18 protein-coding genes are annotated in these 15,941 nt (G+C 60.4%); 8 read left to right on the top strand and 10 right to left on the bottom strand.

Going from position 1 to position 15,941, the window contains the following annotated elements; translation table 11 throughout:
- Position 1 precedes the first annotated feature (1 nt).
- Both F451_RS0107510 and F451_RS0107505 read right to left on the bottom strand, forming a co-directional pair.
- Positions 2-832 carry an FAD/NAD(P)-binding protein gene (locus F451_RS0107510; protein ID WP_020680741.1) on the bottom strand — a complete coding sequence of 277 codons (831 nt, stop codon included), beginning with the start codon at positions 830-832 and terminating at the stop codon, positions 2-4.
- Complete coding sequence (locus F451_RS0107505; protein ID WP_020680740.1) at positions 829-1,947, bottom strand: 4Fe-4S dicluster domain-containing protein; 1,119 nt, start codon at positions 1,945-1,947, stop codon at positions 829-831. The genes F451_RS0107510 and F451_RS0107505 overlap by 4 nt, the downstream gene beginning before the upstream one ends.
- Positions 1,948-2,184: 237 nt before the next feature.
- Here F451_RS0107505 and F451_RS0107500 point away from each other — a divergent pair, with 237 nt between their 5' ends.
- The 6 genes from F451_RS0107500 (at position 2,185) to dacB (ending at position 6,750) form a co-directional block, all read left to right on the top strand.
- A complete protein-coding gene (locus tag F451_RS0107500) occupies positions 2,185-2,688 on the top strand; it encodes a hydrogenase maturation protease (RefSeq protein WP_020680739.1) in 504 nt (167 codons plus the stop codon).
- The gene (locus F451_RS0107495) at positions 2,681-3,022 is read left to right on the top strand and encodes a hydrogenase maturation nickel metallochaperone HypA/HybF (RefSeq protein WP_020680738.1); all 342 of its coding nucleotides are present in this window, start codon (positions 2,681-2,683) and stop codon (positions 3,020-3,022) included. The genes F451_RS0107500 and F451_RS0107495 overlap by 8 nt, the downstream gene beginning before the upstream one ends.
- A 92-nt stretch (positions 3,023-3,114) precedes the next feature.
- The gene (gene hypB, locus F451_RS0107490) at positions 3,115-3,756 is read left to right on the top strand and encodes a hydrogenase nickel incorporation protein HypB (RefSeq protein WP_240476450.1); all 642 of its coding nucleotides are present in this window, start codon (positions 3,115-3,117) and stop codon (positions 3,754-3,756) included.
- Between the two features lie 144 nt (positions 3,757-3,900).
- A complete protein-coding gene (locus tag F451_RS0107485; protein ID WP_020680736.1) occupies positions 3,901-4,797 on the top strand; it encodes an EamA family transporter in 897 nt (298 codons plus the stop codon).
- A gap of 114 nt (positions 4,798-4,911) precedes the next feature.
- On the top strand, positions 4,912-5,106 hold the full coding sequence (locus tag F451_RS0107480) for a hypothetical protein (protein WP_020680735.1): 195 nt from the start codon (positions 4,912-4,914) through the stop codon (positions 5,104-5,106).
- Positions 5,107-5,292: 186 nt separating this feature from the next.
- Positions 5,293-6,750, top strand: a complete 1,458-nt coding sequence (gene dacB, locus F451_RS0107475) for a D-alanyl-D-alanine carboxypeptidase/D-alanyl-D-alanine endopeptidase (RefSeq protein ID WP_020680734.1) — start codon at positions 5,293-5,295, stop codon at positions 6,748-6,750.
- Between the two features lie 66 nt (positions 6,751-6,816).
- On the opposite strand, the gene F451_RS0107470 is transcribed toward dacB, so the two are convergent.
- Positions 6,817-7,314 (bottom strand): hypothetical protein, encoded by a 498-nt coding sequence (locus tag F451_RS0107470; protein ID WP_156826396.1) that lies wholly within the window; start codon positions 7,312-7,314, stop codon positions 6,817-6,819.
- Between the two features lie 162 nt (positions 7,315-7,476).
- On the opposite strand from F451_RS0107470, the gene F451_RS0107465 reads away from it, so the two are divergent.
- Positions 7,477-7,905, top strand: coding sequence for a DUF4399 domain-containing protein (locus F451_RS0107465; protein ID WP_020680732.1), 429 nt, complete (start codon positions 7,477-7,479; stop codon positions 7,903-7,905).
- A 20-nt stretch (positions 7,906-7,925) separates the two neighbouring features.
- On the opposite strand, the gene F451_RS25025 is transcribed toward F451_RS0107465, so the two are convergent.
- From F451_RS25025 to F451_RS0107445, 4 genes are all read right to left on the bottom strand, one after another.
- Positions 7,926-8,960 carry an acyltransferase family protein gene (locus tag F451_RS25025; protein WP_020680731.1) on the bottom strand — a complete coding sequence of 345 codons (1,035 nt, stop codon included), beginning with the start codon at positions 8,958-8,960 and terminating at the stop codon, positions 7,926-7,928.
- A gap of 187 nt (positions 8,961-9,147) precedes the next feature.
- Positions 9,148-9,570, bottom strand: a complete 423-nt coding sequence (locus F451_RS0107455) for a GFA family protein (RefSeq protein WP_026291589.1) — start codon at positions 9,568-9,570, stop codon at positions 9,148-9,150.
- 71 nt (positions 9,571-9,641) lie between these two features.
- Positions 9,642-11,117, bottom strand: coding sequence for an AAA family ATPase (locus F451_RS0107450; RefSeq protein WP_020680729.1), 1,476 nt, complete (start codon positions 11,115-11,117; stop codon positions 9,642-9,644).
- A gap of 41 nt (positions 11,118-11,158) precedes the next feature.
- Complete coding sequence (locus F451_RS0107445; RefSeq protein ID WP_020680728.1) at positions 11,159-12,091, bottom strand: pirin family protein; 933 nt, start codon at positions 12,089-12,091, stop codon at positions 11,159-11,161.
- A gap of 103 nt (positions 12,092-12,194) precedes the next feature.
- On the opposite strand from F451_RS0107445, the gene F451_RS0107440 reads away from it, so the two are divergent.
- Positions 12,195-12,638, top strand: coding sequence for a DUF1499 domain-containing protein (locus tag F451_RS0107440; protein ID WP_020680727.1), 444 nt, complete (start codon positions 12,195-12,197; stop codon positions 12,636-12,638).
- Between the two features lie 40 nt (positions 12,639-12,678).
- Here F451_RS0107440 and F451_RS0107435 read toward each other — a convergent pair whose 3' ends face one another.
- The 3 genes from F451_RS0107435 to F451_RS0107425 form a co-directional block, all read right to left on the bottom strand.
- Complete coding sequence (locus F451_RS0107435; protein WP_020680726.1) at positions 12,679-13,971, bottom strand: TRAP transporter large permease; 1,293 nt, start codon at positions 13,969-13,971, stop codon at positions 12,679-12,681.
- A complete protein-coding gene (locus F451_RS0107430) occupies positions 13,968-14,576 on the bottom strand; it encodes a TRAP transporter small permease subunit (RefSeq protein ID WP_020680725.1) in 609 nt (202 codons plus the stop codon). Before F451_RS0107430 ends, F451_RS0107435 begins: the two co-directional genes overlap by 4 nt.
- 234 nt (positions 14,577-14,810) lie before the next feature.
- Entirely contained in the window at positions 14,811-15,851 is a 1,041-nt protein-coding gene (locus tag F451_RS0107425) for a TRAP transporter substrate-binding protein (protein WP_020680724.1), read from the bottom strand.
- Positions 15,852-15,941 lie beyond the last annotated feature (90 nt).

Raw genomic sequence — 15,941 nt, 5'->3', positions numbered from 1 at the left:
GTCAGTACCCCTCCAGCAGAAACCATTGCCGGATGTCCGGCACGCGGAAAATAGGACCCTCGCGGCAGATGAAAGGCGTACCCATCTGGCAGTGACCGCAGAGTCCAACGGCACACTGCATGTTCCGCTCAAGACTGACAAAGCAGTTCTCCAGCCCGACGCCGACCGCCTCCAGACCATGCATGGACGCACGGATCATGGGTTCTGGCCCGCACATCATCACCGTGCAGTTGTTCACATCGAACCGGGCCTTGTCGATCAGGGTTGTCACCATGCCAAGCGACCAGGCAAACGGTGCCTGCTTCTCTTCACTCGCCGCCAGTAAAACCTGGCAATCCGGCACCTCGCGCCAGCGTTCGTACTGCTCCTGCCACAGCAGATCCTCGCGGTGCTTTACACCCTGCATGATAACCAGGCGCCGGTAATCCGGCCGGGCCGCAATGACCCGTCGAATCGCGGCAATAACCGGTGCGCATCCCAGCCCCGCCGTGATAAACACCAGATCCCGACCGCGGGCTTCCTCTATCGGCCAGCTGTTGCCAAAGGGCCCACGCAGCCCGAGGTTCGCGCCCGGTTCAAGGGCTACCAGTTTACGGCTGATACGTCCCACGGCCCGAATGGTGTGCTGCACAAGCCCCTGCCTAAGGTCCATGATTGAGATCGGTACTTCCCCAAGGCCAAAGAGATACAGCATGTTGAACTGACCGCAGTCGAAGCGAAAACGCTGATGGGCAGCGGTATCGGCCAGCTTGAGGGACAGTGTTGCGACATCCGGTGTCTCCATCACCTTTTCCATCACCACAGCCTGCTGCGGCAGCCAGGGATCATTCATTCGTGCGGCTCCTGTGCTTTCACTTCGGTGCACAAGCGCTGTACTTCCTCGACAATATCGATGCCCACCGGGCACCAGGTTATACAGCGACCACAACCGGTGCAGCCACTGCGATCGTACTGGTCATGCCAGATGGCCAGCTTGTGGGTCAGCCACTGCCGATACTTGTGCACGGCACTCTTGCGCACCACATGCCCCACCAGATAGCTGTGCTCGTCATTGAAACAGGTGTCCCAGCGCCGCACCTGGGTACTCTGGCCGCCATCCAGCGGCGACTCCTCGTCGACGCGGGAACAGAAACAGGTTGGACAGACCGCCGCGCAGTTACCGCAGGTCAGGCAGCGATCAGCGACCGACTGCCAGAGCGTTTCGTCATCGCGCGCCTGATAAAGCGGCGTGCGCAGATCCCTGGACGGCAGCGCACGCTGCTGCACCCGTGCCCGTTTTCTCAGCGTCTTGCTGCGCCGCTTGTGCCAACCGGGCAATGGACGGGTGGGCAAGCGGGCCAGCAGTGCGCTGCCCCGTGGGCTCGTGGCGCGAACCCAGAACCCCTGGTCCAGCTCGTCCAGCACCATATCCGCCCCGCCGGTCACTTCGGGACCATCCCCGGTGGAAACGCAAAAACAGGTGGCGGCGCTGCGATGGCAGTTAACGGCAATCAAAAGCAGTTGTTCCCGGCGGGTGCTGTAATGGGGGTCCGGATACTCGCCCTGCAGGAAGTGCTTGTCCTGCAGGGCCAGCGCTGCCAGATCACAGCCGCGCACGCCGATGACGGCCGTCGGGGGCACGTTCTCATGCACCGACTCAAAGCGCAGCCCGCCCTCCACTTCCCGGGCGACCATAAGCGGTTGCTCGGGTGTGAACAGCCAGGGCTTGAGCCCCTGGGCCGTTCCCACCCAATCGAAATAGCGTCCATGTGCCTGTTGCTCCAGCCGGTAACGACCGGGCGCCTGATGATCCACCAGACCCACGGGAAGCTGATCGACAGAGTCGAGCTGGCGATACAGGATCGCGCCCTGTTCGGCGGTCGGGCCAACCACGGTGTAGCCATCGCGCTGCAGCACATCAAACAGCTGTGCCAAGGCTTGGTGGGGCAAGAAGGCGCTCTGTTGCATCTGCTTTACCGGATCGATGATCAGAAATTCTATTCAGCATAGTCCAGCGGCACAGGTCCACCACGCGCGATACCTGATCTGATCTTATACTTGCTGCAGACTCTGTCCGGGGGGCAATGATGCAGCAGCGAATCGCCGAAATCCGCAACCGCAGTCTTCTTCCGGGGAGGGGCGTTCACACCCCGGTCTGGCAATGGGTAGGGCGGCTGGCGGCACGGGCCCGCAGGGAGACCGGTATTGACTGACATCATTTTGCTGGCACTCGGGCACCCTGACCGTACCGATGATGGTTTTGGTGAACGGCTGCTGCGGCATTTTTCAGCCCGCTATTCATTGCCCGCCCATGTCCGCTGTCTCTATGCCGGCCATCTGCCCCTGGCGCATTATGAACGCATCGCTGGCTGCGCCTGGCTGGTGCTGCTGGACGCCGTACAGGCAGACAGCACCGACCACCCGGTTATCATCGCCGACCCGCTGCCCGCACTGAACACCACGCAGACCATCGCCGTGCATCAGATGGGCGCCGTACAGCTGCTTGCGCTCCTGGATGCACTGGGCGATCAACCGGCCCGTATCAGCCTGGTCGGTGCCCCCTTCGAGTCACTGGAATGGGGCAACGGGCTGAGCCGCGCGCTCGAGCAGCGCGTACCCGAGGCCAGCCGGGCACTGGCCGACCTGCTGCGCTCCGGGGGCGTGAAACTGTCACCGCAACCGTCACACCAGGGGGCCTCGCATGCATGAACTGAGCCTGTGCCGAAGTCTGTGCAACAGCCTGGAGCAGGAGGTACTGACGCGTCAGCTCAAGCAAGTTCTCAGCGTTCAACTGGCCGTCGGCAGCCTCAGCTGCATTGAGCCCCAGGCGCTTGAATTCTGTTTCACGGCAATGGAAAAGCCCCAGGCCCTGACGGGGTGTACGCTAAAGATCCGGCGCCAGCCTGGCAGCGCCACCTGCCGCCGGTGCGCCAGCTGCTATTCTTTGCAAAACTGGCTGGATCCGTGCCCCGTCTGCGGCGCACTGGAGCGGGACCTGCAAGGTGGCGACGACGTGCTGATAGAACAGATGGAGGCATACTGATGTGTGGAATTTGCGGCTGTGATGCTACGGAACTCGACCCTGGGCGCACATCGAAGCTGACAACTGAGGCGCCCCAGAAAGTCACTGGGCCAGTGCAGAGCATCGCACTGCACCAGGACCTGATGCACGCCAACCGCCACCAGGCTGAGCATAACCGTGAGTGGTTTTCCGGCCACCGTCTCAGTGCCATCAACCTGGTTTCAAGTCCCGGCGCCGGAAAAACCACACTGCTGGAACAGACCCTGACCCGGCTGCGCGGCCGCCGCGGCGCGCTGGTGATTGAAGGCGATCAGCAAACCGAGCTCGATGCTGCCCGTATTCGTGCCACTGGCACCCCCGCGGTACAAATCCAGACAGGTCAGGCCTGTCACCTGGATGCCGCCATGGTGCATCGCGCCCTGCACCAGCTACCTGAAATGGACGGTGCGCTGCTGCTGATCGAAAACGTGGGCAATCTGATCTGCCCGGCGATGTTCGACCTCGGCGAAAAAGCCCGGGTGGTGCTGGTTTCGGTGACCGAAGGCGATGACAAGCCACTCAAGTATCCCTCCATTTTTCACCACGCCGACCTGTTGCTCATCACCAAGACCGACCTCCTGCCCCATGTACAATTCGATACGCGTAACTGTATCGAACATGCCCGCCAAATCCAGCCGGACCTGCAGGTTCTGCAGCTCAGCGCCACGCAGGGCGATGGCATGAGCGTCTGGCTGAACTGGCTGGAGAAACAATAGCCAATTGCCTGGCGCCACTCATCCAATCGCGGCGGTCCTGCATTTGCCGGAAACCGCCTGCGCCTGGCCATTAAATAATGGCGTTGACGCTACGCAAAGCCGTTAGAATGGCGCTTTTCGACTGCCGGAACTGTGCGCATACGCATGAACAGAAAGGACTCAATCCTGGCCCTGCTGATCATTCTCGCCTGGGGATTCAATTTCGTCATTATCCGCTGGGGGCTGGACGAGCTGCCACCCATGCTGCTGGGCGCCCTGCGTTTTCTCTGTGTCGCGTTCCCGGCCATCTTTTTTGTACGCAAACCGGATCTGCCACTGCGCTGGCTGTTTGCCTATGGCATCACGATCAGCTTTGGTCAGTTCGCCCTGCTGTTCAGTGCCATGCAGGCCGGCATGCCTGCCGGGATCGCGTCCCTGGTGCTGCAGGCCCAGGCGATTTTCACCCTGGTGTTCGCGCTACTGTTCCTGGGCGAGCGCTGGCAGGTACAGCAACTCTGGGCGCTGCTGATTGCGGGCTGCGGCCTGGGCATTCTTGCCGGCCAGGCCGATGCAGCCAGCATGACCCTGACGGGTTTCGGTCTGACTCTCGCGGCCGCAGCCAGCTGGGGGGCGGGCAATATCGTCAACAGGCACATCGCTCAGCAGGGATCGGTCCAGCTGATGAGCCTGGTAATCTGGGGGGCCCTGATTCCGCCACTTCCCTTCATGCTGCTGTCCTGGCTGACCGAAGGCCCGGAGCTGATCCTGGCCAGCCTCAGTTCAATGGGTATCAAGTCACTGGTGTCGCTCACCTACCTGGCCCTGGTGGCAACGATCTTCGGATATGGCAGCTGGGCCTGGCTGCTGCAACAGCACCCGGCTTCGCGCATCGCGCCGCTTACCCTGCTGGTGCCGGTCGTCGGCCTGCTATGCGCCTGGCTGATCCTGGATGAAAGCCTGTCGGGCATACAGGCCGTCGGCATTGTGCTGGTCATGCTGGGACTCCTCGTGAACAGCTTCGGCCAGCGCTGGCTGCACAGACTGAAACGCATGGCCGCCTGAGCCCCGCCGGCGGCGCATGCCACTGGCGGGCGCCCCGCCATTTGCCAAGGAACTTCTTGCAAAAGCAGTCTGCCTAATCCATACCTTTAAAGACTGTTTTACGAGGTTTCCCCCATGTACAAGAGCAAACGCTGGACAGCAGAACAACTGGCAAAGATGAACGAGGAATCCTTTCTGGTCGAAGCGCTGGACATGATTCGCATGTCTCCCGAGCTCAGCGATGGCACCAATACCATCGACGCCATGAAAAGCAAACTCGACGCTTTGGAGGCGGCCCTGGGTATTCGTCTGGACAACATCCAGGACTGATTCCAGCAAGCGCGGGCGCGAGCCCTGCTCGCCGGCGTCACTCAAAACGCCACCACACCCCATGCATAACCGACTCGTCCGAGTGCAGCTACGCATCATTTTGCTATATCTGGTCGTCTTCTCTGAACTGTTATCCTTGCCAGCTGACCAACACTGCTGCCCCCTTACCCGGACCCTGCCAAGATAATGAAACTGCGATTTTTTCTGCTGCTGTGTGTAACCCTTGCAAGTATTGGCGGCGCCCGTGCCGACGTCGCTACCGGTAGCTGGCAGTCACTGCTGGCACTGGCCCCTCCTGGCAGCCAGATCGGACTGCGTGTCGAGCCGCTGGATCACCGCGGAACCGTGCAGATTGATTATCAGTCCGACCTGCTGCTGCCTCCCGCCAGCACCCTCAAGCTGCTGACAGCCTATGCAGCTGAGCTGCAGCTGGGGGGGGACTTCAGCTATCAAACCCGGCTCTGGCGCCGCGGCCAGCAGCGCAACAACCGCTGGCAGGGGGACTGGCGCCTTGAGTTCAGTGGTGCACCGGACTTCAGCCGGGCACAGCTGCGCCAGCTGCTGGAGCGGATCAAGCAGAGCGGCACCACCCACATCAGTGGTGATTTGCTGCTGGACAGCTCCGCCTTCGATGGCTACGACCGCGGCAATGGCTGGCCCTGGAACAACCTGGGTGTGTGCTACAGCGCACCGGCGTCTGCGATCATACTGGACGGTAACTGCGTAGCCGCGAGCCTGACACCGAATGCACCCGGCACGAATGCGCGCTTCTTCGTGCCGCCGCACCAGCCGATTGAGGTGGACTCTGAGGTCACGACGGTCACGCTGCAACAGCAGCAGGAACAGCTGTGCGAACTCGAGATGGATACGGGCCCCGGCAACCACTACCGTCTGCACGGCTGTGTAGCCAATAATCGCAAGATCGTACCGCTGAACTTTGCCGTCAACGATCCGGTCGCCTTCGTGCGCGATGTCATTGCAGAGCAGCTTAACGACCTCGGTATCCAGCTGCAGGGAACGGTTCGCGGTGTCGGCAATGCGGGGTCTGGCTGGCAGGCCGTCATGCAGCTTGAGTCCGCGCCCCTGTCGCAGTTGCTGCCCAGGATGCTGCAGGATTCGGATAACCTGATTGCGGACAGCCTGCTGAAAACCCTGAGCCACCAGGCCGGCGATCCAGGCAGCTTTCGAAGCGGTGTGCGGACCATGACCAGTCGGCTGGAAGATGTGCTGGGGCAACGTCTGGAACCGGCCACCCTGGCCGATGGTTCAGGTCTTTCGCGGGACAATCTGCTGCAGGCCTCCCAGCTGGCGGCACTGTTACGGCAACTTGCCCGCACGCCTGAAGCCATCAGTTACCAGGCCCTGGCCGTGGCTGGCGAGTCCGGCACGCTGCGTTATCGCAGCACGCTGCGTGCGCCGCCGCTGCGCGGCAATGTGCGCGCCAAAAGCGGCACCCTTAATGGCACCAGCAACCTGGCCGGTTATATCACCGGGGCCTCGGGCCAGCGCTATCTGTTTGTGCTGATGGTATCCGGGATAAGCCTGAGTGATGCTGCCCGTCGGGCGTCCTGGCGTGATCCCTTGCAACACCCGGTACGGGCGTTTGAGAAGGCGATGCTGGAATGGGTTTATCAGCGCGGGTGACATAAATGACAATGCCCGAAGCGCCGACCGGCAAGGGTCTTCGCTTCGGGCACGCAGCGTCCTGGCTTACTGAGCCGCTTTTTCCTCTGCCTCAGCGGGCGTGCTTTCCTCGCTGCCCATGGCTTCGTCAGCCAGGGAAGCGGCTCCATCGGCTACATCGGCGGCCATATCCTGGGCGCCTTTGACCATATCGGTGGCGGTTTCAGTCACGGCCTGTGCAGCATCGACGGCAATTTCTTTGCCTGCTTCAACTACGGCTTCAGCCTTTTCCTCAACGGTTTCCGCCTTTTCCTCAACCGCTTCACCCGTTGTATTCATCTGTGCTTCAACTTCCGCAGTCTTCGCAGGTTCGCCCTGGGCGTCTTCTGCAACCGGCGCAGTGGTTTCAACCTCGGCCTTTTTATCAGCCTCGTCATTTCCACAACCGGTCAGCGCCACGCTGGTCAGCAGCACTGCAGAACAAAGCAAATAAGGCATTTTCATAAAAATCATCTCTCCGTGTCGTTGAATAAATTCAGTCCGAAATGCAGCTTGCGCTGTTTCGGTACCCGTCGATAGCGGCATTCCCGGCAATTCCTGTTCAAGCCCGAATCCCCGCTACCGTTCCCAAAAGCTACGCCTAATGTGCACCGCTACGGCTTAACCTGTCCTGAGCAGCAATTTATGGACCATACTGAGTCGGGTCGGCATAGACGCCGCACAGCCCACTCATTATGGAGAGCTTGTATGAAGCTTAGTAAACTGACTCTGCTTTGCATCGCGCTGATGGCACCACTTGGGGCGTTCCAGGCCTCGGCCGATAGCCCTACCGCCTCCCCCGAAGGCGCCCGGGCCTATATCATTTCACCTGCCGGCGGTGAAACAGTACCCCAAACCTTTACCGTGCGTTTTGGCCTCAGCGGCATGGGCGTGGCACCGGCCGGCACCGACAAGGCAGGCACAGGCCATCATCACCTGCTGATTGACCGTGCAGAATTGCCACCTGCCGGTATGCCGATGGATGGTACGGTAAAGCATTTTGGCGGCGGCCAGACCGAAGTGGAGCTCACTCTGGAACCCGGCGAGCATAGCCTGCAACTGATGCTCGGGGACATGAAGCATGTCCCCTTCGAGCCCCCAGTCATGTCGGAAAAAATCACGATTCAGGTGGAATAAACCCGGCCCGCAAAGGCCTTTCACCATCCAGTAAGCATGCGGCTATGTCGCGGCCAGGTTTGCTTCACCAGCCAGGCCACGGCAAAGCTGCCTGCCGTCGCAAGCCCCAGCGACAACAGGGTCGCCGCCAGGTTTAGCAGCACACCGGGGTGCAAGGTTTTCAGCCACGGCAGCAACAGGTTGTGTACCTCGGTGAGCACCATGGGATGAATAAAAAACAGGGCAAAACTGGCCGCGGACACCTGCAATAACAGGCGATTTTCCGGGCGCGTCGTCAGCCAGCTGGAAAATTCCAGCAACACGACACACAGAAACAGTTTCTGCCAGAACATCAGATCGACACCGTCATAAATCAGCGCAGCCTTGTGATAGTTTGCCAGGTGCGGAAAAACCAGTGTCTGCAATACCAGAAAGAGCGAAACGCCCAGTAACGACACCGCAAAGAGCAGCCGATGGTGCCGGTTCAACACGGCGAAATGGATCGAATACAGGATGCCGGCCAGGTAGTAAGGGGTAAAATAGACCAGTGACTGCAGCACATTGGCATTGCCCAATGGCCGGTGTACCAGCATCGCGATCAGCGCGAACTCCAACAACAGCAACAGGCGCGCCAGCGCGCTGGCGCGGATAAACAGTATATAGAGAGGCGACAGCGCAAACAGTGCCATGACATAGGGAATATACCAGTGCGGATACAGAATGTAGCCGTCGTTGACCTGCCAGTAGATATTCTCCAGGAACTTGGCCACTGTCATGCCAGGCTTGCCGAGCCATGCCAGCATCATGGGCAGCAACGCAACCAGCGATATAACGATAAATGGATAAAATACGTTTTGAATTTTTTTGCGCATAAAGTCGCCGTATTCAAATCGGCGATAAAAAACACTGTGAAAGAAAAACCCGGAGATAAACACGAACACGGCCGTGCCACCGGCAAAAAGATTCTGCAGCGCCAGTGGCAAATTCCCGCCCACATTAACCACCGCGTGTCCAAGTATAATCACCAGGATGGCAATGCCCCGCAGGTAGTCGAACTCCAGATAGCGCTGCTTCAAGCTTGTAACCTTTCCTTGCGCCCGATCAAGGCGCCCAGTTTAAAACGCCGGTCATCCGGACACAGTTAGCATGAACGCCGAAGCCTGACCCCGGCGCACCCCTGCACAAATACGCCGCATGGCGTCACAGAAAACACACAAGAACCTGTGCAGCAGCGGTACCGCCGGCGATGCACCCCTGGCTCCGTTAGGAGATGTCCACGGGATAGGCATCAAAGCACGGCACCGCGTCCATCGATGCGTCATCCCACACCGCACGGCTGGCACAGAAGATACGTGCCTGGGGCAGGATCCCCGGTGCATCATCCAACGAGCCTGCCGGTACGTTCACATAGGTGCCATCTTCACTGACAAAGGGCACCGGCGCGCCACAGGTACGGCAGAAGCTGCGCCCAAAACGCTCGGCCTCCTGCAGTTTGAATCGCTGGACCTGCTCGGCCCCGCTCAGCCATTGCAGCTGATCCGGCTTGCAAAACAGGTTGCTGGCATGGGATGAGCCGGTCGCATGACGACAACGGCTGCAATGGCAAAGCATAAAGCGCCGAAACGGCCCCTCTATCCGGTAATGCACTGCGCCGCACAGGCAGCGGCCTTGCATGGGTGAGCTCATACTGAATCCTCGCTAGGTGCGCCTGAATGCAGCCTGAAAAGCCGCTTGACGCGTTAATACGCTGCACTGCATCAGTCGCAGGGCACGGCCCGACTTTGGGCCCATTGGCGTAACTGTGCCACCGGTTCAGCCATCAGCACCGACAGAGGCCGGGTCGCCGCCAACTCATCCAGCAGCCCCGCTGTATCCAGCGCCCCTGCCTTGGCATGGGCAGCATAATAAGCCGAGACCACGGCCTGTTCAATTTCGGCGCCGGAAAAGCCCTCACTGCGCTGCACCAGCGCATCCAGATCAAACTGATCAGGCTCGGCACTGTGGCGGCGCAGATGAATACGCAGCGTTTCGGCACGGGCCTGTGGCCCCGGCAGATCAACAAAGAAGACTTCGTCGAAACGGCCCTTGCGCACCAGCTCCGGCGGCAACACCTGAATGTCGTTGGCCGTCGCCACCAGGAAGACCGCACCCCGCTGCTCCGACATCCAGGTCAGCAAGGTGCCGAGAATGCGCCTTGAGGTTCCCTGATCGCCCTCTCCCGTCGCCAGGCCTTTTTCGATCTCGTCAATCCAGAGCACGCAGGGCGCCATCACCTCCGCGGTCGCCAGTGCATCACGCAGATTACGCTCGGATTCGCCAATATACTTGTCGTACAGTGCACCGGCATCAAAGCGCAACAGCGGCACACCCCAGGCACCGGCGACCGAACGTGCGGCCAGACTCTTGCCGCACCCCTGCACCCCCAGCAGCATGACCCCACGCGGGCGCTGCCCGCCCGGCGCCTCGGACTCGCCCAGAAAAAACGGCCGACGCGTACCGAGCCACTGTTTCAGGCGTGAAAAGCCCGCCACCTGGTCGGGCCTGACGCTATCGTATTCGAACTGCAGCACCCCATCCCTGCCAAGCAGGCGGTACTTGGCCTCGGTGACCTGGGGCAGATCCGACGCGGTAATGGCACCATCGTCGGCCATCGCATTGCGGGCCAGCCGGCGCACATCAATGCGCGGCAAGCCGCTCAGATTACGCACCAGCATTGCCAGTGCCTGGGGGCTCGTTTTCACTTGCACCCCGTTTTGCTGGCTCCATAACCGCGCTTCCTCGCGCACAATGCTCTCAAGTTCCGTCGCTCCGGGCAGCGCCAGCCGCACTCGGGCGGTGAATTTATCCAGTTCTGCCGGTATCTCGAGCGCATGGCTGACCAGCACCAGGGTATGGCGTTCATCCAGCGCAATATCCTTGAGTAGGCGCACATGCAGCGGATCCTCGAGAAAGGGATGCAGGTCGGCGAGCATGTAGATACCCGGTACCGTTACCGCCCGTATGTGCCCCAGTGCATCTACCGGCTGGGCATGCATCCGCTGCGCCGCCATCGGCGTATCAAGCCGCGCCAGCCCCTCGGTCAGGCTCCACTTGAACAGCGGCCTGCGCTCATGGCGCACCAGTTCGCAGAGCAACTGCTGTACGCCTTTTTCATCATGACTGCTGATCGCAATCAGCGCGATGCGCGAGCGCAGCAACGCGGCGATATCCTGTAACTCACACAAAGAATTCATGGGCAGCGGTTCCGTCGGCCGATTCGAGTGGGGCTGCTAGCCTACTTCAGACGACCATTGTCAGGCCAGGGCGGCGCCTTCAGGGCCGGCCCCCGATACGCCTTGACAGGCAGGAAGCGTCGCTCGTTGTTCCAGTCATCCAGGGCCGCTCGAATGGTTTCTTCCCGGTGGGCAACAAAGTTCCACCAGATTTTGACCGGCTTGGCAAAGGGCTGCCCCCCCAGCAGAATACAGCGCGCCCCGGCGGAGAGCGACAGCCCAAGCGTGCGGCGATTGCCGCCAAGAAAGCAGAACTCGCCGGGTTGCAGAGGCTGTGACGAACAGGCCTCGCCGTGCAGCGTCAGACGGCCGCTGAGCACGCACAGGCCATAATCGAACACCGGATCCAGCACCAGCGGCAGCTCACCGCCCGCCGCACTGGAAAACTCGGCCGCCACCAGGGGCGAATGGCTGCGCGCCGGCGAAATCAGGTGTTCCAGGGAACCCATGATCACACAGCCCTTCACACCGTTACGGTCGAATCGCGGCAAGTCATCCAGGTGTTCAAAGGAGGGTTCGCAACACTCGGCGCTTTGCGGCAGCGCCACCCAGAACTGCACGCCGAACAGTGCATCATGACAGCCCGGCGCGCTTTCCTCGGAGTGGGCAATGCCGGCGCCGGCAGTCATCAGGTTGAGTTCGCCCGGTGCAATTCGCTGCTCATACCCCAGGCTGTCTTTATGCAGCAGGGCGCCACTGACCAGCCAGGTCACCGTCTGCAAGCCGATATGCGGGTGGGGCGCCACATCCAGCCCCTGGCCCGGGGCAAAGGTCACGGGCCCGATCAGGTCCAGAAAACACCAGGGGCCCACCATGCGCAACGCCCGCTGCGGCAAGAGCCTATTCACCATCAATCCTGCGCCCAGGTCACTGCTGCGTCCAGACAGCAGGGTCGCCTGTGCCGGCGCCACCGTCCCGTATGCATCTTTAATCATGCTTCGCCTCCTGTGCCACCAGGCTCCACCGCCTGCTAAGATTCAAGGATAAGCATAGAAGTGCATACTCGAGCCTGCCCTGCCGATACAAGGCCCATACGCCATGAAAAAAAATTCGCGACTGACCTGGTGGATACCCACGCTGCTGTACCTGGCCGGCTGCAGCTCCCAGGCACCCTCGAACCTGGGTGTACATGATGGCCGGCTCGCCCCCTGCCCCGGTACGCCCAACTGCGTGGGCAGTGAATATCCGGACAGCCCCGACTGGATTGCACCGCTGACCTTTACAGACTCCCCACCCCAGGCCTGGGCACGGCTGCAAGACCGCGTTCAGGCCCAGGGCGGACAGATTGAAACCCGCACAGATGCTTACCTCTGGGCGACTTATCGCAGCCGACTGTTTAGGTTTATCGATGATGTGGAGTTTCGCCTGGACAGCGACGCCCAGCGTATCCAGGTGCGTTCCGCCTCGCGCCTGGGCTACTCGGACCTGGGCGTGAACCGCAAGCGCATCGAAACCCTGCGCAGTCTCTTTGCCGGGGAATGAGCCGAGGAGTGAGCCCTGGGCCAGGCCCAGGGAAGTGCACTCACCACATCAGGTTCGGCAGCCAGAGCGCGATCTGTGGCAGTGCCATCAGCAGCAGCGTGAACAGCATCATGATACCGGCATAGGGCATTGCCCCCCACATCACATCCTTGATGGGGCCGTTATCCTTGCGCACACTCTGCACCACGAACAGGTTCATGCCCACCGGCGGCGTAATCATGCCCAGCTCGCACATCAGTACCACGAACACGCCAAACCAGATCGGGTCGATGCCCAACGCCACTACAATCGGATAGACGACCGGAATGGTTACCACCTGCATGGACAGCACATCCATGAACATGCCCAGCAGCAGATAGAACAGCATCAGGATCAGCAGCAGGCCGGTTGGGGTCAGCCCAAAACCGGTAACCCAGAGGGTCAGCGCATCGATCACACCGGTAATACTCACCGTAAGGTTCAGCAGAAAGGCTGCCGTGATGATCAGCATGATCATGCCGGTAATACGCGCCGTCTGTAAAAAGCTCGCTTCCAGAAACGCGCCGTCAAGCCGGCCCGCCTTCCAGGTCAGCAACAGTGCCGCCACGACACCGAGCGCCGCCGATTCGGTCGCCGTGGCGATACCGAAATAGATACTGCCCATGACGATGCCAAAGATAATCAGTGGCGGTACCAGATGCACCGACGCCGCCAGTTTCTGCACCAGCGGCAGTGGTTCTTCGCGCAGACTGTCAGCCCCCCGGTTGCTCCAGAAAATGTACGTCATGAATGCCAGGCTCAGTAGCAGTCCCGGCAACAGGCCCGCCATGAACAGCTTGCCAATGGAGTTGCTGGTCATGGACCCGTACACCAGCAGGTTCACACTTGGTGGAATCAGGATACCCAGCGTGCCACCGGCGGCCAGGCTGCCCAGTGACTGACGCATGGGATAGCCCCGCGCCTGCAGTGGCGGCAGTGCCACGGTGCCAATGGTGGCCGCGGTTGCCACTGACGATCCCGACGTGGCGGAAAACAGTGCGCAGCAGCCGATATTGGTATGCAGCAGACCACCCGGCAGGCGACCAAACCAGACTGACAACGCCTGGTACATGCGGTCCGCAATGCCGCTGCGCAGCATCAGCTCCCCCAACAGTATGAACAGCGGTATGGCGGTCAGAATGTTTTCGTTCTGCACACTCCAGACCACCGCGCCCGTGGACTGCAAAAACGGCCAGCCGAACACCAGCGCACCGGACAGCCCACCCACCGCCACCATACTGACCGCGATCGGCATACCCAGCAGGATCATGCCCAGCATCAGCCCGAACGCCAGAAACACCAGCATGACTGTCATGATGACACCTGCCCTGGCTGCACGGATGCAGTCGCAGACTCTGCCAGCGCACTGCGCCTGGCAATATCATCCAGCTCCTGGCGCAACTCTTCATCCAGCCCTCGCGGCCCGAAATGCTGATTAAATTCAGCCACGCGAGCGCGCAGCAATAGCAGTGCACCACTCCAGGCACGCCCCGCTGCACAAAGCGCGAACAGAGTGAGGCCGGCAAACCAGACCGCCTGAGGATAAATCAGCGGCGTTGCCCAGGGTGTCTGCGCGGTGCTGCCATACTCCAGCGTTTCGCTGATCTGCAGCCAAGCCATCCAGCACAGCAGCCCGGCCAGTAACGCCATGAGCAGGCTGGCAGCCAGGTTCAGCGCCGTCTTCCAGCGTGATCCCAGCCGAGTATGAATCAGGTCGATACGAATATGATTTCGATCCAGCAACGCCAGCGTAAAGGCAATCGTCGAACCGACGGCAAGCGCATAGCCGCCCAGCTCGTCGACGCCCTGCAGTGAGGTGCTGAAGAGCTTTCGTAACAGGGTTTCCAGTGTAATCATCAACGACAGCAGCACAAAAATTATGCCAAACACCAGGGCCGCGATACGTTCTGTAGTTTTCATGCATCAGTCTCCATGCACTGCGACATCGCCCCGGTACCGCGCAGGCACCGGGGCGCACTCCTTGAGTCGCTGTTAACCCGTTGGGTTAACAGATGATGCGAGGACGCATCATCATTGGGCCTTCGATTGAGAATACGGGCCCAACGCGCCCCCCAAAAATCAGCCCGTTAACGCACAGCGCCCATTTTTGTGGCGTGTCCGATAAACAGGTGGGGAATCTATTTCCCCGCCAGGTTAATTGAAGCCGACCTTGCCACCCACGGCAGCGCGCCAGTCGGCGGAACACGCGGGGTTGGTCTTGTCGCAGATCTCGGCCCAGGTGGGGTAGGAAATGGCCTTTACCGCATCCTTGACCAGCGCGATATCCTCAGCGGTTACCGGCACTTCAACCAGGTCGAACTTGTTGTTGTACAAGCAAGGTTCCTGACCCACATTGCAACGCTTGGCATCCTCGAACAGCTCCTCGGAATACTGCCAGATCTCATCCGTCAGGGTGCCAAAGGCCTGCTCCAGGGTGCCCTGCTGTTCGGAATTCAGTTTGTTCCAGGTGTTCAGATTGATGCCATAGCCGTTAATTGCCATCTGAAAGCCCAACGGCAGCACATGGGTGGTGACTTCCGGCCATCCCGCGGTATTGGCGGAACTCGGGCCGGTAATGGCGCAGTCCACCACACCTAGCGCCAGGCTCTGGTGCACCTCGCCAAAGCTCAGCGGCACCGGAATACCACCGACCGAGTCAATGACGGCTGCGAGGTTCTGATCGTAAACCCGCACCTTGAGTCCCTTGATATCGCCGAGCTTGGTGATCGGCGCATTGCAGAACAGCACCTGGGGACCAAACGGCCAGACACCCAGCAGCTTGGTGTTAAACCGTTCCTGCAATCGCTTGTCCACAACCGGGCCAAACGCCTTGGTTGTTTCCAGCCCCTCGGCATAGGTCGGGTTCAGGCCAACCAGGTCAAGCCCGAGAATCGTTGGCTCATCCCGTGACACCTGGGAAAAACGCAGTGAAACGATATCGAACAACCCTGATTTCAGGGTGCGCAGCTCCTCCACGTCCTTGATACCGGTGGAGTCCAGCGGCTTGAAGTTAACGTCCAGTGGCAATCCGGTACTTTGAGCCAGGTTCTCGAAAAACGGCTTTTCCTTTTCCTGCTGAATCAGTCCGGTTGCACCCGGCTGCCCCAGCACCTTGAGTTCAATGGATTCCCCTGCAAAGAGAGGTGCGCTAACAAAGCTCAGTGCCAGCAAGGCGCGCGTTGCTATTTTTTTCATCTTCGTATCCCCTTCATGCGTGTGTTGGTTCCGCCTGTGAGTCCGGCGCGGGTCGCGGGACGGGTCCCCAGGCTCGTGCCGAGAGTCAGC

The sequence above is a fragment of the Marinobacterium rhizophilum DSM 18822 genome (assembly GCF_000378045.1).
Lineage (GTDB): Bacteria > Pseudomonadota > Gammaproteobacteria > Pseudomonadales > Balneatricaceae > Marinobacterium_A > Marinobacterium_A rhizophilum.
Note: the sequence above shows the minus strand (reverse complement) of the source record. Positions and strands in the feature narration are given on the sequence as shown.